This is a genomic window from Pseudomonas sp. FG6, from assembly GCF_057809015.1.
In genome coordinates this window covers 20,526-46,136 of sequence record NZ_JBMDJD010000039.1, presented here as the reverse complement: position 1 = coordinate 46,136, position 25,611 = coordinate 20,526, and the positions used below count along the sequence as shown (strand labels likewise).

General features: G+C 62.6%; 29 protein-coding genes. 22 read left to right on the top strand and 7 right to left on the bottom strand.

Going from position 1 to position 25,611, the window contains the following annotated elements; translation table 11 throughout:
* Positions 1–157: 157 nt before the first annotated feature.
* The 7 genes from ACODSJ_RS21330 to ACODSJ_RS21300 form a co-directional block, all read right to left on the bottom strand.
* On the bottom strand, positions 158–511 hold the full coding sequence (locus ACODSJ_RS21330) for a DUF6124 family protein (protein ID WP_489103622.1): 354 nt from the start codon (positions 509–511) through the stop codon (positions 158–160).
* Positions 512–1,027: 516 nt separating this feature from the next.
* Positions 1,028–2,569 (bottom strand): ABC transporter substrate-binding protein, encoded by a 1,542-nt coding sequence (locus ACODSJ_RS21325; protein WP_489103621.1) that lies wholly within the window; start codon positions 2,567–2,569, stop codon positions 1,028–1,030.
* Between the two features lie 35 nt (positions 2,570–2,604).
* Positions 2,605–3,579, bottom strand: a complete 975-nt coding sequence (locus ACODSJ_RS21320) for an ABC transporter ATP-binding protein (RefSeq protein WP_489103620.1) — start codon at positions 3,577–3,579, stop codon at positions 2,605–2,607.
* Complete coding sequence (locus ACODSJ_RS21315; protein ID WP_489103619.1) at positions 3,576–4,562, bottom strand: ABC transporter ATP-binding protein; 987 nt, start codon at positions 4,560–4,562, stop codon at positions 3,576–3,578. Before ACODSJ_RS21315 ends, ACODSJ_RS21320 begins: the two co-directional genes overlap by 4 nt.
* Positions 4,559–5,413 carry an ABC transporter permease gene (locus ACODSJ_RS21310; protein WP_489103618.1) on the bottom strand — a complete coding sequence of 285 codons (855 nt, stop codon included), beginning with the start codon at positions 5,411–5,413 and terminating at the stop codon, positions 4,559–4,561. The genes ACODSJ_RS21315 and ACODSJ_RS21310 overlap by 4 nt, the downstream gene beginning before the upstream one ends.
* The gene (locus ACODSJ_RS21305) at positions 5,410–6,357 is read right to left on the bottom strand and encodes an ABC transporter permease (RefSeq protein WP_489103617.1); all 948 of its coding nucleotides are present in this window, start codon (positions 6,355–6,357) and stop codon (positions 5,410–5,412) included. The genes ACODSJ_RS21310 and ACODSJ_RS21305 overlap by 4 nt, the downstream gene beginning before the upstream one ends.
* 3 nt (positions 6,358–6,360) lie before the next feature.
* Positions 6,361–7,251 carry a proline iminopeptidase-family hydrolase gene (locus ACODSJ_RS21300; RefSeq protein ID WP_489103616.1) on the bottom strand — a complete coding sequence of 297 codons (891 nt, stop codon included), beginning with the start codon at positions 7,249–7,251 and terminating at the stop codon, positions 6,361–6,363.
* Between the two features lie 185 nt (positions 7,252–7,436).
* Here ACODSJ_RS21300 and ACODSJ_RS21295 point away from each other — a divergent pair, with 185 nt between their 5' ends.
* From ACODSJ_RS21295 to ACODSJ_RS21190, 22 genes are all read left to right on the top strand, one after another.
* Positions 7,437–8,198 carry a LuxR family transcriptional regulator gene (locus tag ACODSJ_RS21295; RefSeq protein ID WP_489103615.1) on the top strand — a complete coding sequence of 254 codons (762 nt, stop codon included), beginning with the start codon at positions 7,437–7,439 and terminating at the stop codon, positions 8,196–8,198.
* A gap of 95 nt (positions 8,199–8,293) precedes the next feature.
* Positions 8,294–9,193 carry a proline iminopeptidase-family hydrolase gene (locus ACODSJ_RS21290; RefSeq protein ID WP_489103614.1) on the top strand — a complete coding sequence of 300 codons (900 nt, stop codon included), beginning with the start codon at positions 8,294–8,296 and terminating at the stop codon, positions 9,191–9,193.
* A gap of 179 nt (positions 9,194–9,372) precedes the next feature.
* Positions 9,373–10,107 (top strand): LexA family transcriptional regulator, encoded by a 735-nt coding sequence (locus ACODSJ_RS21285; RefSeq protein WP_489103625.1) that lies wholly within the window; start codon positions 9,373–9,375, stop codon positions 10,105–10,107.
* A gap of 1,033 nt (positions 10,108–11,140) precedes the next feature.
* Positions 11,141–11,299: a Com family DNA-binding transcriptional regulator gene (locus ACODSJ_RS21280; RefSeq protein ID WP_489103613.1), complete on the top strand. Its 159-nt coding sequence runs from the start codon at positions 11,141–11,143 to the stop codon at positions 11,297–11,299.
* A 38-nt stretch (positions 11,300–11,337) separates the two neighbouring features.
* Entirely contained in the window at positions 11,338–11,919 is a 582-nt protein-coding gene (locus ACODSJ_RS21275; RefSeq protein WP_489103612.1) for a DUF642 domain-containing protein, read from the top strand.
* 69 nt (positions 11,920–11,988) lie between these two features.
* Positions 11,989–12,339: a phage holin family protein gene (locus ACODSJ_RS21270; protein WP_489103611.1), complete on the top strand. Its 351-nt coding sequence runs from the start codon at positions 11,989–11,991 to the stop codon at positions 12,337–12,339.
* 161 nt (positions 12,340–12,500) lie between these two features.
* Entirely contained in the window at positions 12,501–13,085 is a 585-nt protein-coding gene (locus ACODSJ_RS21265; protein WP_489103610.1) for a phage tail terminator protein, read from the top strand.
* The gene (locus tag ACODSJ_RS21260; RefSeq protein WP_489103609.1) at positions 13,082–13,264 is read left to right on the top strand and encodes a DUF2635 domain-containing protein; all 183 of its coding nucleotides are present in this window, start codon (positions 13,082–13,084) and stop codon (positions 13,262–13,264) included. The genes ACODSJ_RS21265 and ACODSJ_RS21260 overlap by 4 nt, the downstream gene beginning before the upstream one ends.
* Entirely contained in the window at positions 13,264–14,760 is a 1,497-nt protein-coding gene (locus ACODSJ_RS21255) for a phage tail sheath subtilisin-like domain-containing protein (RefSeq protein ID WP_489103608.1), read from the top strand. Before ACODSJ_RS21260 ends, ACODSJ_RS21255 begins: the two co-directional genes overlap by 1 nt.
* Positions 14,761–14,947: 187 nt before the next feature.
* Entirely contained in the window at positions 14,948–15,295 is a 348-nt protein-coding gene (locus tag ACODSJ_RS21250) for a phage tail tube protein (protein ID WP_489103607.1), read from the top strand.
* Entirely contained in the window at positions 15,292–15,588 is a 297-nt protein-coding gene (locus ACODSJ_RS21245; RefSeq protein WP_489103606.1) for a phage tail assembly protein, read from the top strand. Before ACODSJ_RS21250 ends, ACODSJ_RS21245 begins: the two co-directional genes overlap by 4 nt.
* A gap of 130 nt (positions 15,589–15,718) precedes the next feature.
* Positions 15,719–17,140, top strand: coding sequence for a phage tail protein (locus ACODSJ_RS21240; protein ID WP_489103605.1), 1,422 nt, complete (start codon positions 15,719–15,721; stop codon positions 17,138–17,140).
* Positions 17,127–18,365: a DNA circularization protein gene (locus ACODSJ_RS21235; RefSeq protein WP_489103604.1), complete on the top strand. Its 1,239-nt coding sequence runs from the start codon at positions 17,127–17,129 to the stop codon at positions 18,363–18,365. The genes ACODSJ_RS21240 and ACODSJ_RS21235 overlap by 14 nt, the downstream gene beginning before the upstream one ends.
* Before the next feature lie 3 nt (positions 18,366–18,368).
* The gene (locus tag ACODSJ_RS21230; RefSeq protein WP_489103603.1) at positions 18,369–19,409 is read left to right on the top strand and encodes a phage baseplate assembly protein; all 1,041 of its coding nucleotides are present in this window, start codon (positions 18,369–18,371) and stop codon (positions 19,407–19,409) included.
* 191 nt (positions 19,410–19,600) lie between these two features.
* Complete coding sequence (locus tag ACODSJ_RS21225; RefSeq protein ID WP_489103602.1) at positions 19,601–20,110, top strand: phage baseplate assembly protein V; 510 nt, start codon at positions 19,601–19,603, stop codon at positions 20,108–20,110.
* Complete coding sequence (locus ACODSJ_RS21220) at positions 20,110–20,508, top strand: phage GP46 family protein (protein ID WP_489103624.1); 399 nt, start codon at positions 20,110–20,112, stop codon at positions 20,506–20,508. The genes ACODSJ_RS21225 and ACODSJ_RS21220 overlap by 1 nt, the downstream gene beginning before the upstream one ends.
* Positions 20,498–21,538 (top strand): baseplate J/gp47 family protein, encoded by a 1,041-nt coding sequence (locus ACODSJ_RS21215; protein WP_489103601.1) that lies wholly within the window; start codon positions 20,498–20,500, stop codon positions 21,536–21,538. Before ACODSJ_RS21220 ends, ACODSJ_RS21215 begins: the two co-directional genes overlap by 11 nt.
* Positions 21,526–22,125 carry a YmfQ family protein gene (locus ACODSJ_RS21210; protein ID WP_489103600.1) on the top strand — a complete coding sequence of 200 codons (600 nt, stop codon included), beginning with the start codon at positions 21,526–21,528 and terminating at the stop codon, positions 22,123–22,125. Before ACODSJ_RS21215 ends, ACODSJ_RS21210 begins: the two co-directional genes overlap by 13 nt.
* Before the next feature lie 10 nt (positions 22,126–22,135).
* Positions 22,136–23,299: a phage tail protein gene (locus tag ACODSJ_RS21205; RefSeq protein ID WP_489103599.1), complete on the top strand. Its 1,164-nt coding sequence runs from the start codon at positions 22,136–22,138 to the stop codon at positions 23,297–23,299.
* Positions 23,296–23,799, top strand: coding sequence for a phage tail protein (locus ACODSJ_RS21200; RefSeq protein ID WP_489103598.1), 504 nt, complete (start codon positions 23,296–23,298; stop codon positions 23,797–23,799). Before ACODSJ_RS21205 ends, ACODSJ_RS21200 begins: the two co-directional genes overlap by 4 nt.
* A gap of 54 nt (positions 23,800–23,853) precedes the next feature.
* On the top strand, positions 23,854–24,954 hold the full coding sequence (locus tag ACODSJ_RS21195; RefSeq protein ID WP_489103597.1) for a phage tail protein: 1,101 nt from the start codon (positions 23,854–23,856) through the stop codon (positions 24,952–24,954).
* A 7-nt stretch (positions 24,955–24,961) separates the two neighbouring features.
* Positions 24,962–25,522, top strand: a complete 561-nt coding sequence (locus tag ACODSJ_RS21190; RefSeq protein WP_489103596.1) for a tail fiber assembly protein — start codon at positions 24,962–24,964, stop codon at positions 25,520–25,522.
* The last annotated feature ends 89 nt before the right edge of the window (positions 25,523–25,611 follow it).

The window sequence follows — 25,611 nt, the reverse complement described above, 5'->3', positions numbered from 1 at the left end:
AGCTTGCTCCCGCTCGGCCGGTCCGACGCCTCGGGCGCAGCAGTCGCAAAACCAGACAATGCGGTTTTTCCTGAAGTCATGCAGGGGCCTGCTTTGCAGGCCAGCGGGAGCAAGCTCCCTCGCCACGGGGTTTGCGGTGTCCGGGGTGGGCTTTGGTTTATCTTGGTTCAACCACGTCCAATGCCCGGTTTGTCAGCAACTGACCCAGTTCGATCATTTGCTGGACGCCCAGCGCGATGTGCCGTCGCGAGCCTTCCAGGTCGAATGCCAGGTCGCTGACCATGGCGTTGGCCGAGGCCAGGGTTTCGCTGAGGTTGGCGAGCAGGCATTCGGCGTCGATGTTGGGGGCGATGAGGTAGAGGGTGTCGAGGGGCTTGGCGGTTTCTTTGTCGGCTTTCGGCTTGAGGTAATAGTCCAGGGCACGGGTGGCCGCGTCGTCGAGTTTCTTGGCGTTGGCCGATTGACTGCGGGAGACGTGATCGTCTGGGGGATTGGGTGTGTTCGTCGGCATTCTATGGATCCTTGAGGTTGAGCCACCACTTACTCGCGACTAAACGAGGGGGTGGCAGCTGTACGCAGGTTAGTCGACCGGGGATCCAAGGAACCGGCGCGCCCGAGGGCGCCCTGCGCACAGCCGCCGTCAAGTACAGGAATGGGAATGCCTGACTGATGGAGCTGTGAGCACCTTGGAATACCGAGCGACTAAACCCGATCACTGACGGGCAGTGACAGGATCAAAAGTACTGGTGAGGTCCAAGACGCACAAGCCGGCGGATTCTGGCGTAGGTGTAGGCATAGGCGCAAGGCGATGTAGCCTTGGGGGGCAAATTTGTGGGATGCGGCAAGGGCTTTTTCCCACGGGGTTGTAGGAGAAATTTCCCAGGGTCTGGAAAAGGGCGATGTGAGTCGATTTTGGACGAATCTGTGGGAGCGAGCCTGCTCGCGATGGCGGTGGCACAGTCACCTGAGTGACAACTGACAATCCACCATCGCAAGCAAGCTCGCCCCCACACGTTCAGCGTGGACTTCAGTTCTTCGCGGTTTTTTCACCCGCTTCCAGTTTCACCGTTTCTTCCAGGGTGAAGCGCCCCAGCGGGTTTTGCAGGAAGTTCTGGATATTGCTGCGCGAAACGTTGATGTAGGGGCTGTAGTACAGATCCACCCAGTTGACGTCTTGCTTGGCCTGTTTCTGCAGTTCTTCGTAAATCTGCTTGCGTTTGGTCGGGTCGATTTCGATCCGGGCCGCGGCCACCATGTCCTTGACCTTGTCGTTACGGTAGCGGGTCATGTAGTTCAGGTTGGTGTCGTGACCGAGCACGAAGGTGGTCTTCTGGTCCGGGTCCAGCACGTCGTTGGTCCAGTACATCACCGACAGGTCGTAGTCGCCATCGACCAGCATCTGCCAGCTCTGGGTCGGGTCGACTTTCTGCAGGTTGGCGGTGATGCCGACATCGGCCAGTTGCTTTTGCACCAGCACGGCGATCTGTTCGTCGGCCTCGTTGCCGGCGTTGACCACGTAGTTGACCTTCAATCCCTCTGCGCCAGCCTTCTTCAGCAGTTCGCGGGCCTTGGCCGGGTCGAAGGGGCGTTGCAGGTTGTTGGCGTTGTGGTAGAGCGCGCCCTTGGGAATGTAGGAGTAGGCGACTTCGCCATGGCCGAAGGTCACGGTATCCACCAGCGCTTTCTTGTCGATCGCCAGGTCGATGGCTTCGCGCACTTCGACTTTGCCCAGCAACCCTTTGGCGTGGTTGATGAGCAGGTGGTCTTCACGGGTCGAAGGGTCGATGTGGATGGCCAGGCTCGGGTCTTTGCGCAGGGTGTCGACGCGGGAGAAGGGCACGAAGATCGCCGAGTCCAGCTCGCCGGCCTGGACCTTGAGCATGCGGGTGTTGTCGTCGGGGATGGAGATCCATTCCACGCCATCCAGGCTGACCTTGTCGGCTTCCCAGAAGTAGGGGTTCTTTTCCAGGATCACCCGGTCACCGCGCAGCCATTGCTTGACCTTGAAGGCACCGGAGGTCACCGGTTCCTGGGCGTAGGCGTCCTCGCCGATCTTGTCCATGGCCTTTTTCGACAGGACCGAGACGTTGGCGGTGGCCAGTTGCGAGAGGAACGGCACCGATTTGTTCTTGAGGGTCACCACCAGGGTGCGGTCGTCCGGGGCTTGGGCGGTGTCGATGATCTTGTAGGAGTCGGCCCACAGCGAGCCGGGGTTGTCGCGGATGCGCAGCAGGGAGAACGCCGCATCGCTGGCGCTCAGTGGCGTGCCGTCGGAGAACTTGGCCGGGCGGATCTTGAAGGTGTAGGTCAGGCCGTCGTCGGAGACCTTCCAGCTCTCGGCCAGGCCCGGGACCAGCCGGGTGCCGCTGTTGTCGACCCGGATCAGCACGTCGTAGACGTTGGCAAAGACCCAGCTGTCTCGGTTCTGTGCGCTCTTGATCGGATCGAAGGTGGTGCTTTCTTCACGGCAGCCGATGGTCAGCACGCCGGCGGCCTGGGCTGCGCCGGTGGCCAAGGTGCTGGCAGCCAGGAGGGCGGCGGTGAGTAATTTCAATGTGGCGGGTTTCATGCTCAAGCTCCGTTTGATGGTCATGGGGGGGGGTGTCAGTAAGGCGGTTGCGGGTGGATGCAGGCATGGCGCCGGGCACCCTGTGTGTGGCTGGGCGGTGCGGTTTCGCTGCAGGTGGGCAGCGCCTGCGGGCAGCGTGGGTGAAAGGCGCAACCGGACGGCAGGTGCAGCGGGCTCGGCGGTTCGCCGGCCAGGGGGCGTTCCGGCAGGCGGCGGGCCGGGTCGACGTCGGGGATCGACTGGATCAGCGCGGCGGTGTAGGGGTGGCGGGGCGCGTCGAACACCTCGTCCACCGGGCCTTCCTCGACGATCTGGCCCAGGTACATCACTGCGACCCGGTCGCACAACCGGCGCACCACGCCCAGGTCGTGGGTGATGAACAGCAGCGCCAGGCCCATGCGCTCGCGCAGCGCCAACAGCAGGTTGATGATCTGGCCCTGGATCGACACGTCGAGGGCGGCGACGCATTCGTCGGCGACGATCAGCCGGGGTTCGACGGCCAGGGCCCGGGCGATGCCGACCCGCTGGCACTGCCCGCCGCTGAGGGAGCCGGGCTTGCGGTCGGCCAGTTCGGCGCGCAGGCCGACCAGTTCGAGCAGTTCGTCGACCCGCGCCGGGATCCGCTCGGCGGGCACCTTGCGCTGCACTTGCAGGACTTCGGCGAGGATCTGGCCGATGCGCTGGCTTGGATTGAGCGCGCTGTACGGGTCCTGGAAGATCATCGCGGTCTCGCGGCGCAGGCGGGCAATATCGATCTTGCGGCCCTGGGTCATGTCGATGCCGTCGAACACCACCTGCCCGGCGGTGACCGGGTTCAGTTGCAGGATGGCCCGGGCCAGGGTGCTCTTGCCGCAACCGGATTCGCCCACGAGGCCAAGGGTCTGGCCGGCGCCGAGGGTCAGCGAGGCCCCGTTGACCGCGTTGACCTTGCGCGGGCGCAGGCCGAACAAGCCATCGCCAGCGGCGCAAAACTGCACATGCAGGTCGTTGACCTGCAACAGCGGGGTCATGACAGGCCTCCGGCGAGCAACGGGGTGTGGCAGGCCAGGTGATGGCCGGGGCTGCTTTCACGCAGCTCTGGCAGTTGCTCCCGGCACAGCGGCAGGGCCTGGGGGCAGCGCGGCTCGAAGCGACAGCCCGTGGGCAGGGCGTCGAGCAGCGGCGGTTGTCCGACAATAGTGTTCATCAGCGGCGCCTGGCGTTGCGCCGCAGGGTGGCAGGCCAGCAGCCCGGCACTGTACGGATGGCGTGGATGGGCCAGCAATTCGCGCTTGTCGCCGTGTTCGCAGAGGCGTCCGGCGTACATCACGGCGATGCTGTCGCACGTCTGCGCCACCACTCCAAGGTCGTGGCTGATCAGGATCATCGACAAGCCGCGACGGTCACGCAGTTCCAGCAGCAGGCGCAGGATCTGCGCCTGCACGGTGACGTCCAGGGCCGTGGTCGGCTCGTCGGCGATCAGCACTTTCGGGTTGCAGCCCAACGCCACGGCGATCATCGCCCGCTGGCGCATGCCGCCGGAGAACTCGTGGGGGTAGTTGTCCACCCGGGATTTCGGATCGGGAATGCCGACCTGGCGCAGCACTTCGATGGCCTCGGCCCGGGCCTCGCGACGCGAAGCGCCTTGATGCAGGCGGATGCCCTCGGCGATCTGTTCGCCGATGCGCATCAGCGGGTCCAGGTGGCTGCTGGGGTTCTGGAAGATCATGCCCAGTTCGCGTCCGCGCAGGCGGCGCATGCCAGCCTCGTCCAGTTGCAGCAGGTCGTGGCCCGCCAAGTGCACGGCCTTGCCCTCGATCCGCAGGTTCGGCGCGGGCAGCAGGCGCATGAGGGCGCGGCAGGCCAGGGTCTTGCCCGAACCGCTTTCGCCCACCAGGCCGAGGATCTCGCCCTCGCCCAGGTCGAACGACAGCCGCTCGACCAGGGTGATGTCGCGCCGGTCATTGCGGGCGATCACGCTGAGCTCCCGGACCTGCAGCAGCGGAGTGCTCATGAACGGTCTCCGAGGCGTTCGGCTACGCCATCGGCCAGCAGGCTGAAGCCCATGGCCAGGGTCACCACGGCCAGGCCGGGGAAGGTGCAGATCCACCAGGCGCTGGTGATGAAGCTCTGGCCCTCGGCCGCCATCGAGCCCCACTCCGGGGTCGGGGGCTGTACGCCCAAGCCCAGGTAGCTGACGGCGGCGCCGTTGAGCAGCACCAGCACCGCGTCCGACATGCAGAACACGACCGAACTGAACAGGGCGTTGGGCAGCAGGTGGCCGAACAGTGTGCGCCGGTGGCTGAAACCCAGGCTCCTGGCGGCCAGGGCGAAGTCGCTTTCCTTGAGCACCAGGATCTGCGAGCGGATCAGCCGTGCATAGGACACCCAGCCGACCAGCGCCATGGCGATATAGAAACTGCCGAGGCCGGGCCCGAGGATGGCCATGATCGCCAGCATCAGCACCAGGAAGGGGAAGGCCAGGACGATGTCGATCAGGCGCATGCAGGTGTTGTCCAGCACCCCGCCGACGTAGCCGGCAATGGCGCCGATGCAGGTGCCCAGCAGGAACGGGAAGATCACCCCGATCAGGGCCATCTGCAAGTCGATGCGCGCGCCCCAGATCACCCGCGACAGCACGTCGCGACCGAAATTGTCGGTGCCGAAGGGGTGCGCGAGGCTGGGGGCCACCAGGCGCAGCTCGCCGTTCTGCAACAGCGGGTCGAACGGGGCGATCCACGGCGCAAACAGGGCCAGTGCGCACCAACCGAGGACGATGGCCACGCCGCAGTACAACGTCAGGCGACCGTTGCCCAGGTTCCAGCCCAGGCGCCAGCGCACGGCAAGAGCGGGGCTGTGGCTCATTGGATCGTCACCCGGGGATCGAGGGCGGTGGTGAGCACGTCGGCCAGGAAGTTCACCGCCACCGTGGCGCAGGCCAGCACCATGGCCACGCCCTGGACGACCATGTAGTCGCGGGTGAAGATGCCGCGCACCAGCAATTGGCCGATACCAGGCAAGGAGAACAGGCTCTCGATGACCACGGTGCCGCTGATCAGCCAACCGATGTTGACCGCCAGCAGGTTGATGGTCGGCACCATGGCGTTGGGCAGGATGTGTCGCCGCAGCAGCGCGCCTTCGCCCAGGCCTCGGGCGCGGGCGGCGGTGATATGGTCGGCCTGCATCTGCTGCAGGATGCTGGCGCGCAGGTTACGCACCAGCACTGCCGAGAGCGCCAGGGCGATGGTCAGGCAGGGCAGCACCAGGTGATGCAGTTTGTCGGGCCAGGTCTGGCCATAACCGGATACCGGGAACAACCCCCAGTAGACGCTGAACAGCAGGATCAGCATCAGGCCCAGCCAGAAGGCCGGCAGGCCCAGCCCGGCGGTGGTGAACAGACGGATCAGGTTGTCGGTCCAGCCGCCCTTGTGGCGCGCGGCCAGCACGGCCAGCGGCACGGCGATGAGCAGCGCCAGCAGCACGCTGCCCAGCACCAGCATCAGAGTAGGCTCGATGCGGCTGGCGATCAGGGGCAGGGCGTCGATCTTGTACAGCAGCGATTTGCCCAGGTCTCCGTTGAACAGGTTCTTCAAAAAGTACAGGTATTGCACCCAGATCGGTTCGTCCAGGCCGAACTGGGCGCGGATCTTCTGGATCGCATCCGGGGTGCTGCGCGCGCCCAGCAGCACCCGTGCCGGATCGCCCGGTATCGAACGGATCAGCACGAAGGTGATGAGGCTGATCCCCAGCAGAACCGGTAGCAGTTGCAACGGACGGATCAGGACGAACCGGTAGCGTGCCAGGTTCATCGATCAATCCCGGTTGCGGTGCAGGAAATCCAGCAACACCGGGAAGTAGGCTTGCGGCTCTTCGTAGAACGGCATGTGGCTGCTGTTGGGGAACACGTGCAGCTCGGCCTGGTCGTGCAGCGCCAGTTTCATGCGCAGGGCGCAGGCGGGGGTCAGTTCGTCGTGCTGGCCGGTGGTGATCAGGACCGGCATGTGGAAGTTGCCCATTTGCTCCAGGCGGTTCCAGTCCTTGAGGTTGCCGATATAGAGGAACTCGTTGGGGCCCTGCATGGTGGTGTAGGGGCCCATGTTCCAGTCGTCCAGCGAGCGTTTGACCGGCGCCGGCCACTCGTCGAGACGGCACACGTGGCGGTAGTTGAGCAGGGTGATGGCGGCCTGGTACTGGGGATGGTCGAGGGTTCCCAGGGCTTCGTGGCGGTGCATCATCGCCACGGTTTCACTGCCCAGGGCGCCGCGCAGGCGTTCCAGCTCGCCGATCAGGTGCGGGATGTCGCCGACGGTGTTTTCCAGGATGAGGCTCTTGAGCGACTGCGGATGGTGGACGGCGTATTCGATCGCCAGCCAGCCACCCCAGGAGTGCCCGAGCATGTGCACACGGCCCAGGTCCAGGGCCTGGCGGACCTGCTCGACCTCGGCCACGTAGCGGCTGATGTTCCACAGGCTGTCGTCGTCGGGACGGTCGGAGGCGCCGGTGCCCAGTTGGTCGAAGGCGACCACGCGGATGCCCTTGTCCTTGAGCCAGCCATGGGCGTCGCGAAGGTAGTCGCAAGGCAGGCCGGGCCCGCCATTGAGGCACAACAGCACCTCGTCTCCTTCGCCAAAGCTGTACACCACGACATTGTGGCCATCGACCGTTACGTTGAACTGCTGGTCAGGCTGTATCTCACGCCACATCGCTACTCTCCTGTTGGCCATGGCTTCGCGCTATACCGTGCACAGGAGAGTGAGCTGCCTACAAGCTAGTATTTCCTATAGGTTTTGTCTGGCAGTCCCGCGCCGAGCCGTGGCATTCTACGCGGCGGATTTTCAAGATGGAAATCCGATAGTGGCTACAAGGGATATATAAGGGAGTGCAAGGAATGCAAGCCAAGCTGGCTGAACTCCATGGTCGTCTGTCGTCGGGCAGAAGCCTGGACGAACAGATGGACAGCGTTGCCGACCTGGCGGCGCAACTGGGCTTCGATGCCCTGGTGTACGACTACAGCCCGGTGCCGTTGGATCACCTCGGCGAGCTGATCACTCCTTCCGTGGTCAGGTTGCGCCAGACCCCGGGGGATTGGCAGGACTTGTGGTGCTCCGATGGCTTCTACCAGATCGACCCGGTGCAGCAGCTGGCCGTTTCCTCTGTCGCGGCGTTTGCCTGGTCGTACGTGCCCAAGGGCGAAACCGTCCTGCAGCGCCTGATCGACCGTCGCCATGCGCCGGTGGTCGGTTACCTGCTCGATGCGCAGCTGGCCTGCGGTGTCACCGTGCCCATCCACTTGCCCCGCGGCGGGTTGGCAACCCTGACCGGCCTGCGTCCTCATGCCAGCCAACGAGACCTGGACGATGCCCGGGCCAACCTCGCCAGCTTCAGCCTGATCGCCCATGCCTTGCAGGAAGTGGCCTACCCCCTGCTGGGCCAGGAGGCTGCCAATCGCATCATTCACCTGACCCGCCGCGAGCTCGAATGCCTGCGCTGGGCTGCCGAAGGTCTGACCGCGGCGCAGATCGCCGAGCGGCTCAACCGCTCGTTGGCCACGGTCTCCCTGCACCTGACCTCGGCCATGCACAAGTTAGGGGCGAAGAACCGTGTCCAGGCGGTCGCCCGGGCCGTGCATTACCGTTTGCTCGACAATTGAGTGCAAATAGTCTGAAAACCTAGAGAACTCTCTAGTTATGCCCGGTCGCGCGTCGAGATATGGTGTGTCCTATGATTCGCACGGAGCCGGATGAAATGGAACTCATCAAATCGCATGAAGGTTTTGCCCCGTTCGGCGACTACCAGACCTGGTACCGCGTCACGGGCAACCTGGATTCGGGTCGCACCCCGCTGGTCATCCTGCATGGCGGGCCGGGCTGCACCTACGACTATGTCGACGCTTACAAGGATGTCGCGGCCGGAGGTTATCCGGTCATCCACTATGATCAGCTGGGCAACGGCCGTTCGACCCACCTGCCGCATATGCCGCCATCGTTCTGGACGGTGAAGCTGTTCCTCGCCGAACTCGACAACCTGCTTGAACACCTGGGTATCAGCGACCGTTACGCGCTGCTGGGCCAGTCCTGGGGTGGCATGCTGGCCAGTGAACACGCGGTGCTGCGCCCGGCGGGCCTACGGTGCCTGGTGATCGCCAACTCGCCGGCCGACATGCGCACCTGGGTCAAGGAGGCCAACCGCCTGCGCGAGGAGCTGCCCCAGGACGTGCAAGCCACGTTGCTGCACCATGAAGCCGCGGGGGACTACACCGCCGCCGACTACATCGCCGCCACCCGGGTGTTCTACGACCGTCACGTGTGCCGCCTGACCCCTTGGCCGGACGAGGTGGCCCGCACCTTCGCCCAGGTCGATGCCGACCCGACCGTGTACCACGCCATGACCGGGCCCAACGAGTTCCACATCATTGGCAGCACCAAGGACTGGACCATCGTCGACCGCCTGCCGCAGATCAACGTGCCGAGCCTGCTGATCTCCGGGCGTCATGACGAAGCTACGCCGCTGGTGGTCAAGCCGTACCTGGACCTGATCCCGGGCATCCGCTGGGCATTGTTCGAGAACTCCAGCCACATGCCCCATGTGGAGGAGCGAGTGGCCTGCATGGGAACGGTGGTCAAGTTCCTCGACGACAGCCTGTAGCGCACAATTCCCGTGGCGAGGGAGCTTGCTCCCGCTGGCCTGCAAAGCAGGCCCCTCTCGTCCTGGGGCCGCGATGGCGGCGGCGCAGCGTGCATCGATGTCGAGTGCACCACCGTCCATGCATATTTATGCAAAAACAGCATTTGTCTTCGGCGCAAAGAACAAGCACTATGCGCGTTATGCAAAAACGCAACGTTTCTACCGTATTAAGAGCATTGCTCGACCAGCACGGGATCTCCCCCACGGAGCTTCACCGGCGTACCGGCGTGCCTCAATCCACCCTCTCGCGGATTCTCAGCGGCAAGATCGTCGACCCTTCGGATAAACATATCTCGAAGCTCGCCGAATACTTTGCCGTGAGCACCGACCAGTTGCGCGGGCGCGCGGACATTGCCCCCGCCGGCAGTGCCCGCCGCGACGAGTCGCATTCCGAGCTCAAGGACATAAGCCTGTGGGACGACGATACGCCTGTCGAAGAAGACGAGGTGTCGGTCCCTTTTCTGCGTGAGGTTGAATTGGCTGCTGGATCAGGAAGATTCGTCATCGAGGAGAGCGAGCGCTCCAGCCTGCGCTTTGGCAAGCGCAGCCTGCGTCACAACGGCGTGCAGTTCGACCAGGCCAAGTGCGTGACGGTGCGCGGCAACAGCATGTTGCCGGTGCTGCGCGACGGCGCCACGGTCGGGGTGAATGCCGGTAAATGCGGGATCGGCGACATCGTCGACGGTGACCTCTATGCCATCAATCACAATGGTCAGCTGCGGGTGAAGCAGCTCTATCGCTTGCCCACGGGCATTCGCTTGCGCAGCTTCAATCGCGATGAGCATCCGGATGAGGACTACAGCTTTCAGGAGATGCAGGATGAGCAGATTGTCATTCTTGGGCATGTCTTCTGGTGGGGGATGTATGCTCGTTGATCCCTTCTTTGTCATCAGATAAAAGCCACCTTTGCGGGTGATGCTGTTTACTTGGAAAAGGCGCTTTTCAGGGATGAAAAGCGTTTTTTTTGGGGCTGGGATTGTGTGTATATCCGTTTCTTCGGTCGCGGCGGCTTATGGTTCCGCTCTGACAGCGGGTCACTTTTGGCAAACGCCCGGAATGCCGGCCCAGCCAAAAGTAACCAAAAGGTCTTGCCCCACCACTCGGTGCCTCGCCTAGGCTCGGCATGCCCTCACTCCGGCATTGCTCCGTGGGCCCGCCGCGAAGGGCCATCCATGGCCCAGCGCGGCTATCCCGGCCTCCATGCCGGGATGCCCACTGCGCAAGGCCTGCGTTCGGCCAGCGTGGTTGATGGGGCGATGAGGCCATCCCATACACCGCAAAAACCTGTGGCGAGGGAGCTTGCTCCCGCTCGGCCGGTCCGACGCCTCGGGCGCAGCAGTCGCAAAACCAGACAATGCGGTTTTTCCTGAAGTCATGCAGGGGCCTGCTTTGCAGGCCAGCGGGAGCAAGCTCCCTCGCCACAGGGAACGGAACCATAAGCCGCCGTTACCACAGCAACGGATATACACCCCCCTCAAAATATCTACCCACCCTCAAAAACCCCTCAATCCCCCGTATCCATTGAGCCTTGATGCATCAATGCATTCGTTGCGCACAAATAAATGCATTTACGCATTGACTGTATATGCATCCATGCATATTCTGTGTCCAAGCCGCTCGACAAAGCGGCTGGCAACACAGCTCTTTAGTTCCAACAGAACAGGCAGCGATGAACCGGCCTCAACGGTTCAGAGGGTTGGCAACTGACCCGGGTGTGCAGCGTAAAGCACCAGAAGCAGTTATCCGGCGGGCAGGGGCCGCGGTCGGAGGAACAATTTGAATGGATCCGTACCGCGCCAGTCGCGCCGAAAGATCAAGCGCATTACTGAAAAGCCTGGGCGACCGGGCTTTTTGGAATGCCTGTGTCGCGAGGCACTTCAAATACCGCCGCCAATGGGAGGGCTCTTAATGCTGAAGGATTTCAGATGCGGCCACTGCAAAAGACTTCTGGCCCGCATGGGCGAGAACACCGAACTCCAGATCAAATGCGCCCGATGCGGGACGTTGAATCATGTGAAGGCCGTTGAGCCTCGAGTGATCGCCACAGAGCGAGATGAGCGCGGTTGATCAACCGCGCGATCAATCCATAACTCACGAGGTGAATCATGAATCATTTCAAAAAATACGTTACCCCGCTGTTGCTGTCCTTTGCGTTGCTCGGTGCTGGGGGCAACGCTACCGCGGCCAACCTTCTGGTCAACGGCAGCTTCGAACAGCCAGGCTGCAGCGGCAGTTGCATCCTCGATACCCCGGCGAAAGTCAACTTCATCACCGGTTGGACGACGTTCCTGTCCGGTGCCGAGTACTTCAACATGCCCGCCTCGATCGGCGGTTCCGTGGCGGCGGATGGCGTGGTGATTGTCGACCTGGCCAACTATGTCTACGGCAACGGCGGCGGTATCCAGCAAAACTTCGCCACCACCGTCGGCGCCAAGTACCGATTGACCTTCAGCGCGGGAAATTCGCGCTACGCCAGCCGCTCCGGCGACGGCATCGTCCAGGTCAAGGTGGCGGGGCAGAGCGTTACCTTCAACACGCCGTCGGCGAAAGGTACCGCAGTGGAGTGGAGCACTTTCACGTATGACTTCACGGCCACTTCGGCCCAAACGACCTTGGCGTTCTCCAATGAGCAGAATCCTTACGCCAACTTCGCCTTCATCGACAACGTCATCGTTGAACCACTGTAAGACACCGTTTGTCCTGCGCAGAACCCCCGTCCCCCTAGCACTCATCCATCACCCCCCAGGAGGCGTGACATGACAAACGAGCAACAAGCGTTGCTGGACATGCCGATCTGGCTGGTCATCGTGCTCGCCCTGGTGGGCGGGGTGTCCGGCGAGATGTGGCGCGCCGACAAGGAAGGTGCCCGGGGCTGGTCGTTATTGCGGCGCCTGGCCTTGCGCTCCGGCGCCTGCATGGTCTGCGGTGTCTCGGCGATCATGCTGCTGTATGCCGCCGGTGTGTCGATCTGGGCCGCCGGTGCCTTTGGTTGTCTGACAGCCATGGCCGGGGCGGACGTGGCCATCGGGCTTTACGAACGCTGGGCCGCCCGGCGGATCGGCGTTTGTGAAGTGCCGCCGCGCGACTCCCACCCCGATCAACAATGAACAGGAGGCCGTCCTGGACCCAATGTGGGAGCAAAGCTTGCTCGCGATGAGTCCGGCACAGCCAACATCGATGGGGGCTGACCCACTGCATCGCGAGCAAGCTGTGCTCCCAGAGGTTCGTGGCGAACCCTGTTTCTGACTGTCCCAACTGGAATACACCCATGAAGATCACCCCGATCCTCACGCAATTGCGTGAGCAATGCCCCGCGCTCGCCTATCGGGTGGTCGCCGGTTTTGACCTTGCCACGCTGCAAGCCGATGCCCTGTTGCAACCCCCTTGCGCCTACGTCTTGCCAAGCGCCGACGTGGCGAACAGGAACACCGCGCAGAACGTCACGCTGCAAACGGTGCGTGACCGCTTCGATGTTGTGCTGGTGCTTGACGCCGCGGACGCGGCTAAAGCGCTGGATCTGTTGCACGACCTGCGCGGTGAGCTGTGGCGGGCGCTGGTGGGGTTCAGGCCCGGTGGCGACTACCGCGGCATCGAGTACGACGGCGGTGAGCCGGTTGCCAGCACCAGCAACCGCGCGTCGTACCGGCTGCGCTTTTTCGCCGAGTTTCAGCTGGGCCGCAACCTGGCGAGCCAGCCTGCCGAAAGCTGGCACGAGCGTGAACTGGACGGCTTGTCGTCCTTTACCGGGGTCACCGTGCGGGTCGATGCCATTGACCCGGCGGACCCCAACCTGAAACGTCCTGGCCCCGATGGGCGCCTGGAACTGACTTTCTCTGGAGACGTAACCCCATGAGCAAACGCATCACCGTACTGCCGGCCCCGGGCCGAGCCGTGCCGGATCCGGAAGCGGGCGACCTGCTGCCCGCCGAGGGCCGGGAAGTGCCGGACAACGCCTGGTGGCGTCGACGTCTGGCTGACGGCGATATCACCACCAAAGCCGTGAAAACGGTCAAACCACAGGGAGCCAAATAATGGCGATCGGATTCAGCAACATCCCCGCGGACATTCGTGTTCCGCTGTTCTACGCCGAAATGGACAACTCGGCCGCCAATAGCGCGTCGTCGGCCATGCGCCGCCTGATCGTGGCCCAGGTCAACGACAATGCTGCCCCGGTCGAGGTTGGCAAGTTGGTGCTGGTGTCCAGCATCGCGCTGGCCAAAAGCATTGGCGGGCAGGGCTCGATGCTCGCCGCCATGTACGAGACCTGGCGCAAGACCGACCCGCTCGGTGAGATCTGGTGCTTGCCGCTGCATAACGTCGAAGGGGCCATTGCCCAAGGTGTGCTGACCCTCACCGGCGCCGCCACGCAAAGCGGCGTGCTCAACCTCTACGTCGGCGGTGTGCGCGTTCAGGCGGCCGTCGCCAATGGTGCGACGGCGGCCCAGGCGGCCATGGCGCTGGCCTTGAAGATCAACGCAACCGCCGACCTGCCGGTGAGCGCCGTAGCCGCCGAAGGCGTGGTGACGCTCAGCGCCAAATGGACCGGTGCCAGCGGCAACGACATCAGCCTGCAATTCAATCGCCTGGGCAAGAGCAACGGTGAAGACACCCCGGCCGGCCTGGTCACGGCGATCACCTCCATGACGGGTGGCGCCGGTGTGCCGGACCAGACCGCCGCCGTGGCAGCATTGGGCGATGAACCGTTCGAGTTTATCGCCATGCCGTGGTCCGACGTGGCGAGCCTCAACACCTGGCAAGCGGTCATGGACGACAGCACCGGTCGCTGGTCCTGGGCCAAGCAGTTGTTCGGCCATGTCTACAGCGCCAAGCGCGGCACCCTCGGTACCCTGGTGGCGGCCGGTCAGGCGCGCAACGACCAGCACATGACCGTCCAGGCCATGGAGCCGGGCGTGCCGCAACCGCTCTGGGTCCAGGCCGCTGCCCTGGCTGCGCGCACGGCGGTGTTCATCTCCGCCGACGCCAGCCGCCCAACCCAGAGCGGCAGCCTGCCGGGCCTGGATCCGGCGCCGGCCAGCGAGCGTTTCACCTTGGCCGAGCGCCAGTCGCTGCTCAACTACGGCATCGCCACGGCGTACTACGAAGGCGGCTATGTCCGCATCCAGCGTTCGATCACCACGTACCAGAGGAACGCTTTCGGCCAGGCGGACAACTCCTACCTGGACAGCGAAACCATGCACCAGTCGGCGTTCATCGTGCGCCGTCTGCAAAGCGTGATCACGAGCAAGTACGGGCGCCACAAACTGGCCTCCGACGGCACCCGTTTCGGCGCCGGCCAGCCCATCGTCACCCCAAGCACTATTCGTGGTGAGTTGATCGCTCAGTACGCCAAGTTGGAGCTGGAGGGCCATGTGGAAAACGCCGAGTTGTTCGCCGAGCACCTGGTCGTCGAGCGCGACAGCCAGGACCCGAGCCGGGTCAACGTGCTGTTCCCGCCGGACTACATCAACGGCCTGCGGGTGTTCGCACTGCTCAACCAGTTCCGCCTGCAATACGACGCCGCTGCCTGACCGTGGCGAGGGAGCTTGCTCCCGCTGGGCTGCGAAGCGGCCCTCTGCTTTACCAGCCATCACACCGGAAAGGATGCTGGCGCATCCAGCGGGAGCAAGCTCCCTCGCCACAATGGTTCAAACACACTTTAAGTGAACAGCATTGGTCCACCCCGCGTGGGCTTTTTTATTGGAAGGGAGATACACCATGGGTCAACTGATTGCGGGCACCTGCTACGTCAAAGTGGACGGCGCCCAACTGACCATCAACGGCGGCTGTGAAGCGCCGCTGATGTTCACCAAACGCGAAACCGTCGTACCCGGTTTCTACAAGGAAACCGACATCGCGCCGTCCTTCAAGGTGACGGCGCTGCACACCGCGGACTTTCCGCTCAAGCAACTGGTTGCCGGCACCGACATGACCATCACCTGCGAGTTCAGCAACGGCAAGGTCTACGTGCTGGCCGGTGCCTACCTGGTGGAAGAGCCGGTGTCCAAGGGTGACGACGCCACCGTCGAGCTGAAGTTCGAAGGCATCAAGGGGACCTGGCAATGACCGACGTCGTGATGCTGCGCGTGGCTATCGAAGCCCACGGCGAGCCGCTGAGCGAACTGACCCTGCGCCGTCCGACGGTGCAGGAGGTCCGGGCGATCAAGGCGCTGCCGTACAAGATCGACAAGCGCGAGGAGGTGAGCCTGGACATGGACGTCGCGGCCAAATACATCGCGGTCTGCGCCGGTATCCCACCGTCGTCGGTCAATCAGTTGGACCTGGCTGACCTCAATGCCCTGAGCTGGGCCGTCGCGAGTTTTTTCATGAGTGCGGCGTCGCAGCCATCGGCGACCTGATCACCGCCGCCTATGACCTGGCCTGGTTCTGGAAGGTCGACCCCGAACAGATGATGGCCAGGCCACTGGATGTGCTCCGCGAATCCCTGGAGCACGCGCAACGGATCAATGCGATGCAGCAGGTGCAGTGATGGCAGACACACAAAAGGTAGAGAAAAAAGCAGTGCTGCTGACCGGTATCGATGAACTGTCGCCCAAGCTGGCCGGTCTTCGGGCCAAGGTGGCGAGTTTCAAGCAGAACCTCGACGCGATCGGTCTCGACAGCCTGGATATTTCCGGCCTGTTGCCGGAGGGCGGCCTCGCCAAGCCGTTCGTGGAAGGGCTCAAGTCAGCAGAGGCGCTCAAAGGGGAAGTCGGTGCGTTGAACGCGGCGACCAGCAGCCTGCAAGCACCTGAAGCGCCTCGTGTGGCGGCACAGAATCTGGATGGATTGAAGACTTCCATCGGCAACGTGTCGGCGCAGTTTGGCTCGGCGCTGGGGCCAGCAGTCAACGCGGTAGCGGCCGGTTTGCAGCCAATGGTCACGGGTGTGGCCCAGGTGCTGCTGGACAATCCGCAACTGGTGCAGGGGCTGGCCAACAGTGCCGTAGCGTTCAACGCGATTCAAACGGCGATCAGTGGCGCGAGCCAGGCGCTGGAGGTGGTCAACCTGGCCTTGAAGATGAATCCCATTGGCTTGATTGCCATGGGCATCGCCTTGGCGGCGGGCATGATCATCGCCCACTGGACGCCGATCAGCAGCTTCTTCGGTTCGCTCTGGAATGTGATCGTGGCTGCGGCGACGCCTATCGTCGGCTTCATGCAGACCTTGTTTGCCTGGTCGCCCTTGGGTTTGATCCTCAACAACTGGGCGCCGTTGAGCGGCTTGTTCGCGGCGATCTGGGATTTGCTCAAGGCCTTGACCGTGCCGGTGATGGACGTCTTGAAAGGCCTGTTCGACTGGACGCCGCTGGGGCTGATCATGGCCAACTGGGGCACGATCGGTGAAGTCTTCGCCGGGATCTGGGAAGGTATTCGCAATCAGGTGTCGGCCATGTTGGCGGTGTTCGGCAGCTTGTTCGATTGGTCGCCCATCGAGGGACTTACCCGACAATGGGGGCCTGTCGGCGAGTGGTTCACGCAGTGGTGGGATGAGCTGCAAGGCGTGATCGCACCGATCAAGGCGTTCTTCAACGGTGGCTTCGGCGAAGTCATCGCCACGTTCACCGGCAAGGTCGAAGGGTTGGCCGACGCGCAGCGAAAAACCAATGCCGAAAGCAAGGGCGAGCTGGCGCCGACGTTCTTTGGCGGGCCCACTGAACAACCTGCGGGCACATCGCCCGTGAAGGCAGCGTTGGCGCCCGGGGGGTTGCCACAAACCTCCAGCGCCCTGGTGCAACAAAGCGCCGCCAATAACCGCACGCAACTCGAAGGCGGTCTCACCGTGCGCTTCGAGAACGCGCCGGCCGGATTGCGCGCCGATCCACCACAAACCAATCAACCGGCCCTGGCGGTGAGTTCGCGCATCGGCTACCGCTCACTGTCCACAGGAGGTTCGAATGAGCTGGCGTGATCGTTTGTTGCCGGCGTCGTTTCGTGGCGTCGGGTTCTGGGTCGACCAGGCGAAAACCCCGGTCGGCCACAAAGGCCAATTGCATGAATACCCACAGCGCGACCAGCCCTTTTTCGAAGGGTTGGGCCGGCAGGCGAGCGTCCATGAGCTGACCGCGTTCATCGTCGGCCCTGATTGCCTGGAGCAACGTGACAAGCTGCTCAAGGCCCTGGAGCAGGGCAGCGGTGAGCTGGTGCACCCATGGCTGGGGCGCCTGCCGGTCAAGGTGGGGGAGTGCGACATGACCCAGACCCGCCAGGACGGCGGGCTGGTGACGTTTGCCCTGAAGTTCTACCCCGACCAGCCGTTGCCATTCCCGACGGCGGCGATCAACAGCCAGAAATTGCTGCTGGTGTCGGCCGACAGCTTCCTGGGTTCTGCGGTGCGGCGCTTCGAGGAGGCCATGAGCCTGATCAAGGCGGCGCGGATCGGCATCGCTGACCTGCGCAACAGCCTCAAGGACGTCTACGGTGTGATCGAACAGGAACTCAAGCCGCTGATCGAGACCTATCGGCAACTCAGCGATCTGGTCGAGGCGGTGAAAGAGCTGCCCAAGGAAGTGGCGGCGCAGTTCAAGGGTTTGCTGGGAGACATCCGGGAGCTGAAAGACTTTGCCCGTGACGGCTATCGCGGCGTGATTGCCAACGTGTCCCAGCAGGTGGAAGCCATTCGCGAGGCGGACGCGCCCAAACTCACCACCGGCAAGGACACTACGGCGGCGGCCCAGGCCGTGGCCGACCTGGTGCAGGACACGCTGCTGGTACAGGCCGCGCAATGGATCGCGGCGATGCCGGTGGCGGCGCCAGTGGTCCGCCTGGGCGCCACGCCGTCGCTGGCGCAGCAGGCGGTGCAACCGGTCCAGCGCCGGGATGTGCCGGTGGCCGACGATGTGCTGGCCCTGCGCGATGCCCTCAATGAAGCGATCTGGCAGGCCTCGCTCAAGGCCGATCCGGATCACTACCAGGCGATGAACAATTTGCGTCAGCACATGGCCGCTCACCTGACGGCAGTGGCCTCGTCGGGCGTCAGGCTGGTCAACCTGTCGTTCAAGCAAAGCCTGCCCGCGTTGGTGGTGGCTTACCAGCAATTCGCCGACGCCACCCGCGTGACCGAAGTGACCCAGCGCAACGGCGTGGCCCACCCTGGCTTCCTGCCGCCCAACGACCTGAAAGTCTCGGGGGAATAAGCCATGAACGAGCGCGATAACGCTGTTTCGCTGACTGTCGGCGGGCTGGATTACGCGGGTTGGAAAAGCGTGGAAATCAGTGCGGACCTGGAGCGTCAGTTCCGCACGTTCAAACTCGACATCACCTGGCAATGGCCGGGGCAAACGCGAGCGGTGCCGATCCGTCCGGGCGATGAATGCCAGGTGCGCATTGGCGCCGACCTGGTGCTCAGCGGCTACGTGTTCAAGGCTCCGGTCAGCTATGACGGTCGACAGATCAGCCTGAGCATCGAAGGCGGTTCCAAGACCCAGGACCTGGTGGACTGCGCGGCGATCAACCGCCCCAGCCAATGGCGCGGGCAAACGTTGCTGAGCATCGTCCAGGCCCTGGCGGCGGAATACGGGGTGGGCGTGGTCAGCGAAATCGCCGAGACCGCGCGTCTGAGCGAGCACAGCATCGTACCGGGGGAAACGGTGTTTCAATCCATCGACCGTTTGCTGACGTTGTTCCGGGTGTTTTCCACCGACGACGCCGAAGGCCGCGTGCTGCTGGCCAAACCCGGCAGCGGTGGGCGGGCCAGTGATGCGTTGGAACTGGGCAAGAACGTTCTTTCGGCCAATGCACCGATGGACTACAGCCAGGTGTTTTCCGAATACCGGGTAATCGGTCAGCACAAGGGCAACGACCAGCAGAGCGGGGCGGCGGTGAGTGAAGTCTCGGGCACCGCCACCGATCTGGGCTTCAAGCGCAAGCGGGTCACGGTGATCAACGAAAGTGCCCAATTGACCTTCGACCTGGCCCAGCAGCGGGCCGACTGGGAGAGCGCCATTCGCACCGGCAAGGCCCAGGCCACCACCTACCGCGTACAGGGCTGGCGCCAGGCCAATGGTGATTTGTGGCGACACAACATCCTGGTGCGGGTGATCGATCCGGTGCTGGGGTTCGACGGTGACATGCTGGTTTCCAAAGTGACCTACTCCCTGTCCGCCCAAGGCTCCATCACCACCCTGCAAGTCGCCCCGCCGCACACCTTCGACGCAAACCCGACGCCTCCCAAAACCTGAGCCTTACGGCGATGCCGGCCTCATCACAAATCCCCTGTGGGAGTGGGCTTGCTCGCGAAAGCGGTGGGTCAGCCTGCCTCGATATTGGCTGTGCCGGCGTCTTCGTCGGATCGCCGCCCGGAGCAAGCCCGCTCCCACAGTATTGGGGGCGCTGCCAATCACTGTTAAACCCGATTCCGAAGGAAACCTCAATGAGCCTACTGACCCGCCTCCTGGCGCGCGGCACTGTCGTGCTCGCCAACTCGGCCAGCAAGCTGCAATCGCTGCAAATGCGCCTGACGGCCGGCGAAGTGAACGACGATATGGAGCACTTCGAGCCTTATGGCTTTACCAGCAATCCGCTGGCCGGCGCCGAGGGCATCGCCACGTTCCTGGGGGGTGACCGCTCCCATGCCGTGGTGCTGGTGGTCGCCGACCGCCGTTTCCGCCTCAAGGCCCTGGCCCCCGGCGAAGTGGCGATCTACACCGACGAAGGCGACAAGCTTCACTTCAAGCGCGGACGTGTCATCGACATCGACACCGCGACCCTGAATATCCATGCCAGCCGCGCGGTGAACATCGACAGTCCGGTCATCAACCACACCGGCAAGATCGTTTCCCAAGGCGATCAGATTGCTGGTGGCATCAGCCAGGTCAAGCACGTGCATGTCGGCGTGCAGCCCGGCAGTGGCCAGACTGGCGCGCCGGTAGGAGGCCCATGATGCTTATCAGTCAGAACCTGCATGCCGCACTGACCCGTGCGGTGCTGATCAGCCTGTTCACCTGGCGCCGTGCCGTTGACGACGATGCCGTCGATGATGAGCAACGTTTCGGCTGGTGGGGCGACTCCTTTCCTACTGTCGCCGACGACCGCATCGGCTCGCGGCTGTGGTTGTTGCGCCGCGTCAAGCTGACCCGCCAGACCCAACTCGACGCCGAGTTCTACGCCCGCGAAGCCCTGCAATGGCTGATCGACGACGGCCATTGCCGCGCCATCGACATCATTAGCGAACGCCTCGATGCCCAGCGCCTGAACCTGCGCACGGTCCTGACCCTGACCGACGGCGAGCGCCTGGACATCAACCCCGATAACAGTTGGCAGGTGACCTATGCCGTTTGAAACCCCTTCGCTGCCGGTGCTGATCAAACGCGCCCAAAGCGACCTGGCCAGCGACTCGCTGCGCCAGTCCGATGCCCAAGTGTTGGCCCGTACCCTCGGCGGTGCCGCCTATGGCCTGTATGGCTACCTCGATTGGATCGCCGAGCAGATCCTGCCGGACAAGGCCGACGAATCCACCCTGGAGCGCATCGCTGCCCTACGCCTGAACCAAGCTCGCAAAGCGGCCCAGGCGGCCAGCGGCAGCGTCAGCTTTACCGCCACCGCAGGTGCCGTGCTGGATGTCGACACCTTGTTGCAATCCAGCGATGGCCGCACCTACAAAGTGACCGGCGCCCGCACCACCGGCAATGGTCTGAACAGCACCACCATCGCCGCGCTGGACGCCGGCAGCCTTGGCAATGCCGACGCCGGCCTGGTGCTCACGGCGGTGCAGCCGATCCTTGGCATCGGCAGCAGCTTCACCGTGTTGGCGCCGGGACTGATTGGCGGCGTCGCCCGCGAGAGCCTCGAATCATTGCGGGCGCGAGTCATCCGTTCTTACCGCATCATTCCCCACGGTGGCTCGGCCCAGGATTACGAGACCTGGGCCCTGGAGTGCCCGGGCATCACCCGCGCCTGGTGCCGGGGCAGCTACCTGGGCCCTGGCACCGTTGGCCTCTTCGTGATGCGCGACGACGATCCGCAACCCATCCCCAATGCCGAGCAACTGGAAGACGTCCGGGCCTATATCGAACCCTTGCGCCCAGTGACCGCCGAATTGCACGTGCTGGCGCCAACGCAAGTGCCGGTCACCTACCGGTTGCGCATCACCCCGGACACCAGCGCCGTGCGCGCCGCCATCGAAGCCCAACTGCGCGACCTGCATAACCGCGAGGCCGGCCTCGGCGAAATCTTGTTGCTGACCCACATCGCCGAAGCCATCAGCAGCGCCACCGGCGAAACCGACCACACCCTCACCGCACCGATCGCCGATGTGCTCGCCGCCAGCAACCAACTGCTGACTTTCGGAGGCTGCGTATGGCTGGAATGAGAACCGCCGAGCAGTACCAGGCCCAACTGCGCAGCCTGCTGCCCAGCGGCCCGGCGTGGGACCCCGAGCGCGTACCGGAGCTGGAGCAGGTGCTCGAAGGCATCGCCCAGGAACTGGCCCGCCTCGACGCTCGTGCCGCCGACCTGCTCCATGAAATGGACCCGGCCGGGGTAAGTGAGTTGGTGCCGGATTGGGAGCGGGTGATGAGTTTGCCGGATCCGTGCCTGGGCGCCACGCCGCTGTACGACGACCGCCGATTGGCGGTGCGGCGGCGGTTGTTGGCGTCGGGCAGCCAGGCCATCGCTTACTACGTGGAGATCGCCAAGAGCCAGGGTTACCCCAATGCCACTATCACCGAACTCAAGGCCCCACGCATGGGCCGTGTCCGGTTCGGCGAAGCCCACTTTGGCACTTGGCAGGCGCAATTCATGTGGACCCTCAACACCGGCGGCCGCCTGCTGCTCGGTAGACGTTTCGGCGCCAGCTATTGGGGCGAACGTTTTGGCGTCAATCCGGGGTCGGCCCTGGAGTGCCTGATCCACCGTAGCGCCCCGGCGCATACGAAGGTTCACATCAATTATGACTAGGGAGTAGAAAATGGATTATCCGAAAAGTGTGCCCAGCGCTGGGCTGGTGAATGGGAAGTTCGTGGATGAAAATCCGCTGACAGGGACGCCTGGGTCGTTGATTCCGGCAGCGTGGGGCAACGGGGTGACGCAAGAAATAGTCAATGTCATTAAGGCAGGGGAGTTGAGCCCCGATGAAACCCAGAATGATCAGTTGCTCCAGGCGATTCAGTTGGTGGCGGCAAAAGGTTGGAACCAGGATCTTGCTCTACCGCTTGACGCCCTGCCTCTGCCCACGATTGCTACAGCCGATGCTCGTCTCCCCTTAACGCCTGCGGCGGTATCGACCAGCGGCGGACGGCTTTCGATTCCGGCGGGGGTGTGTATCAGCATCGTCCAGGAAGTTTTAAGTGGACGGTTGGGCCGGTCGCGCACCTTCGTGACCGAAGCGTGGAGTAGCGAAGAGCTCTTGCCCGGTTCCAGTTACTTTCTAAGAGCGCAGGTGGTGGGTAGTGTACTGACTTTCTACATGCAGCGAGGAAGCCTTTATGACGGCGTGCCGGAGTCGCTGAAGGGGATTCCCAATGGCGCTTCCGGTGGCGGATTCCAGTCTACGCCACTGGACATGTGCCTAGCTTGGGTGGTGACCGGAGCGTCGGGATCCTCGCCGACGATTCGTACGATCTATAACCGTGCACGACTGACCTGGACTCAAACCGTCAATGGCACGGGAGTGGTGTACCTACCGCTGGATCCGCATGCCCGTTCGGCGCGCCTCGTAGCCGGAAATCCGACACCTCATGCGTCCGCCTTGAGTTCGCTGGTTTTTGCCCAGGCCGGATGGCTGGGCGGTAACTACAGCTATTTGTCACCCGCCTCAACGGCTATTGTCAGCAATGCAGTTGGCTGGAGCAATCCTGCAAGCCCGTCGATGTGTGTGCTGTTCTCCACCAACCTAGTCAATGATGTAACGGTCTCCACCGTCACGGCCAGCTTTGACCATTCTCAGTTGCGTTCGCTTTGGCAGTGCTTTCAAGCCGAACACACCTTGGGCGCCACCAATGCCGACAGCGATGAGTTGCTGTTAAGCATGGGGATCAAGGGACACCAAGCCCTGACTGATTACAGTGTCGGCATCGCCGTCAATTTTACCAACGCAGTCAACGTCCACCTGTCCTGGGAGTTGATTCGATGAGAGTTATTCAAGAGCTGCATCAGTACGAAAATGAGCTGCGCCCGGCTCCGCCATCCTCCGCTCACACTTGGGAGGACGGTCGGTGGGTGCTCAGCGAAGAAAATGCGGCTGAGCTGATGCGTATTGAAGGTGAGCGACTGTGCGCCAAAATCGATGCGGTTGCCGGTGATGCCCGTCGCGCCTTGGCCGGTGACCCGTTGCGGGCCTTGGAATACCGGCAAGCTGCCCTCCAAGCAAAAGCGTTTAAGGACGTGGGCTACCCCAAACAAGCCGTTCCGACAGGCGTTTCGGCATGGGTGGTCAAAGGGCGAACAGCGAAGCAGGCCGCAGACCAGATCCTTGCCAAGGCCGTTGAGTTTGAAGCGAACCTGCTGGCGCTTCGCGAGCTGCGTCTCAAGGGCAAGGCTCAAGTGCGTGCGCAAATGGGTAAAGGCGCGGTTGAACTGGCCAAAAAAACCAGTGATGACGTGATTGCCGCACTTAACCAACTGCATCGCTAATTTTGAATCCGCCTTTTCTGGCGTGGTTTTTCTTATTTCAACCAGAGAAATAGCATGGACTTTCCAAAAAGTGTTCCCAGCGTCGGGTTGGTGAACGGTCGATTTGTGGATGAAGATCCCTTGGCAGGCACACCGGGCTCACTGATTCCTGCAGTTTGGGGCAACGGTGTTACCCAGGAAATTCTCGGTGTGATCTCTGCCGCCGGCATGACACCGTCCGAAGCGGATAGCGGGCAGTTGATCAAGGCGCTGCAAACCATCCTTGGGCGCAGCAGTCCGATGCGTTCGGTCATTACACGGTTAACAGCTTCGAAAGTGCTGACAGCCGATGAGTTGGGACTTGTACTGGTCGATGCCAGTACTGGTGTGAACACATTGACCCTTCCGGCGGCTAACGCAGCGCTGGGTGTCCGCGATGTAATTGTGCGACGTGTAGATAACAGCGGTAATCGTTTGACGGTATGCGCTGCCGGAACTGACAGGATCCGATTCCACACTCACCTGTCCGCCAGTGGCTATCCATTTATCGTGCTAATGGGGAGCGGGGACTGGTGGCATTTGCGCAGCGATGAGACTGGTAGCTGGTGGCCGGTGAATCGCTTTGATTCGACGGCGCTGGGACGCATTTCCTTTGAAAGTACACGCCAGGTTATCCCCGGTGGGTATGCGGTGCTTAATGGTAATTTGCTGGTGCGCAGCGAATGGCCGTGGCTGTGGGACTATGCGCAATCGTCCGAAGCCCTCGTGACTGAAGCTGCCAGGGCAGGGAATGAAGGCGCATGGACCAGTGGTGACGGGGCTACGACCTTTCGACTTCCCGATATTCGTGGTGAGTTCTTGCGCGTGTTGGACGAGGCTCGAGGGGTGGATGTTGATCGTTTGGCGGGCAGCAGACAAATGTATGCCCTTGAAAGCCATAACCACTTTTTGCCCACTAGCTCGGGTAGTGCTAATCGTCCGGGGCCTGGTATTGCTGATACTTCTTGGATGGTGAATCAAGATGTCAATGCTGCCCCTGCAACGGGGGTAGTTGCAACGACATACCCCAACCCACTTTTCTTTTCCAATGGAGCGTCGGTAGGCAATATCGGTGTTTTCGGTACCGAAACTCGGCCTAGGAACATTGCCTATTCTGCTCGACTCAAGCTGATCTGAGGCCATTATGTTTATTTATCTGTTTGACGATTCCGGTGTTCTGTCTGGCCCGGTAGATCTTTTCGTAACCCCCGGCATGGGCATTCAAATCCCGAGTAACGGCATCCAACTCTCCTTCGAATTACCCGCCGCTCAAGAGCACCATTCTTGGGTCATGGTGAATGGCGTTCCGCGAGAAATGCTCGACTGGCGCGGTTCGGTATACCGCAAGGATAACGGCGCTCATCTGCAATGGACGGAGTTCGGCGAGTTGCCAGACGTGTACACCGCTGAGCCTTGGCCGGGTAATTACTCCGTATGGCGTGATAACGCCTGGGTTTTTGATGAAACGCTGAAACTGGCGGAGCTCAAGCGCGAAGCGTTATCCAAACGCGACAAACTGCTAAGGGACGCGGTGCAAATAATCGCTCCCTTCCAGTACGCCGAAGACATCGGTGACGCCAGCGACCAGGAACAACTGGCCTTGATGGAGTGGAAACTCTACAGCGTCGAGTTGAATCGCATCCAGCATCAAACCGGTTTTCCAACCGACATCACCTGGCCGGTCGTGCCTGAGACTGTCGCTTAAAGCGTCACGGACCAAACTGCCAGACCAGTACTACGTTGACGTTGGCCCACATCGGCGGTGTCGTCAGTTTCGCCTGTGCAACACCCATC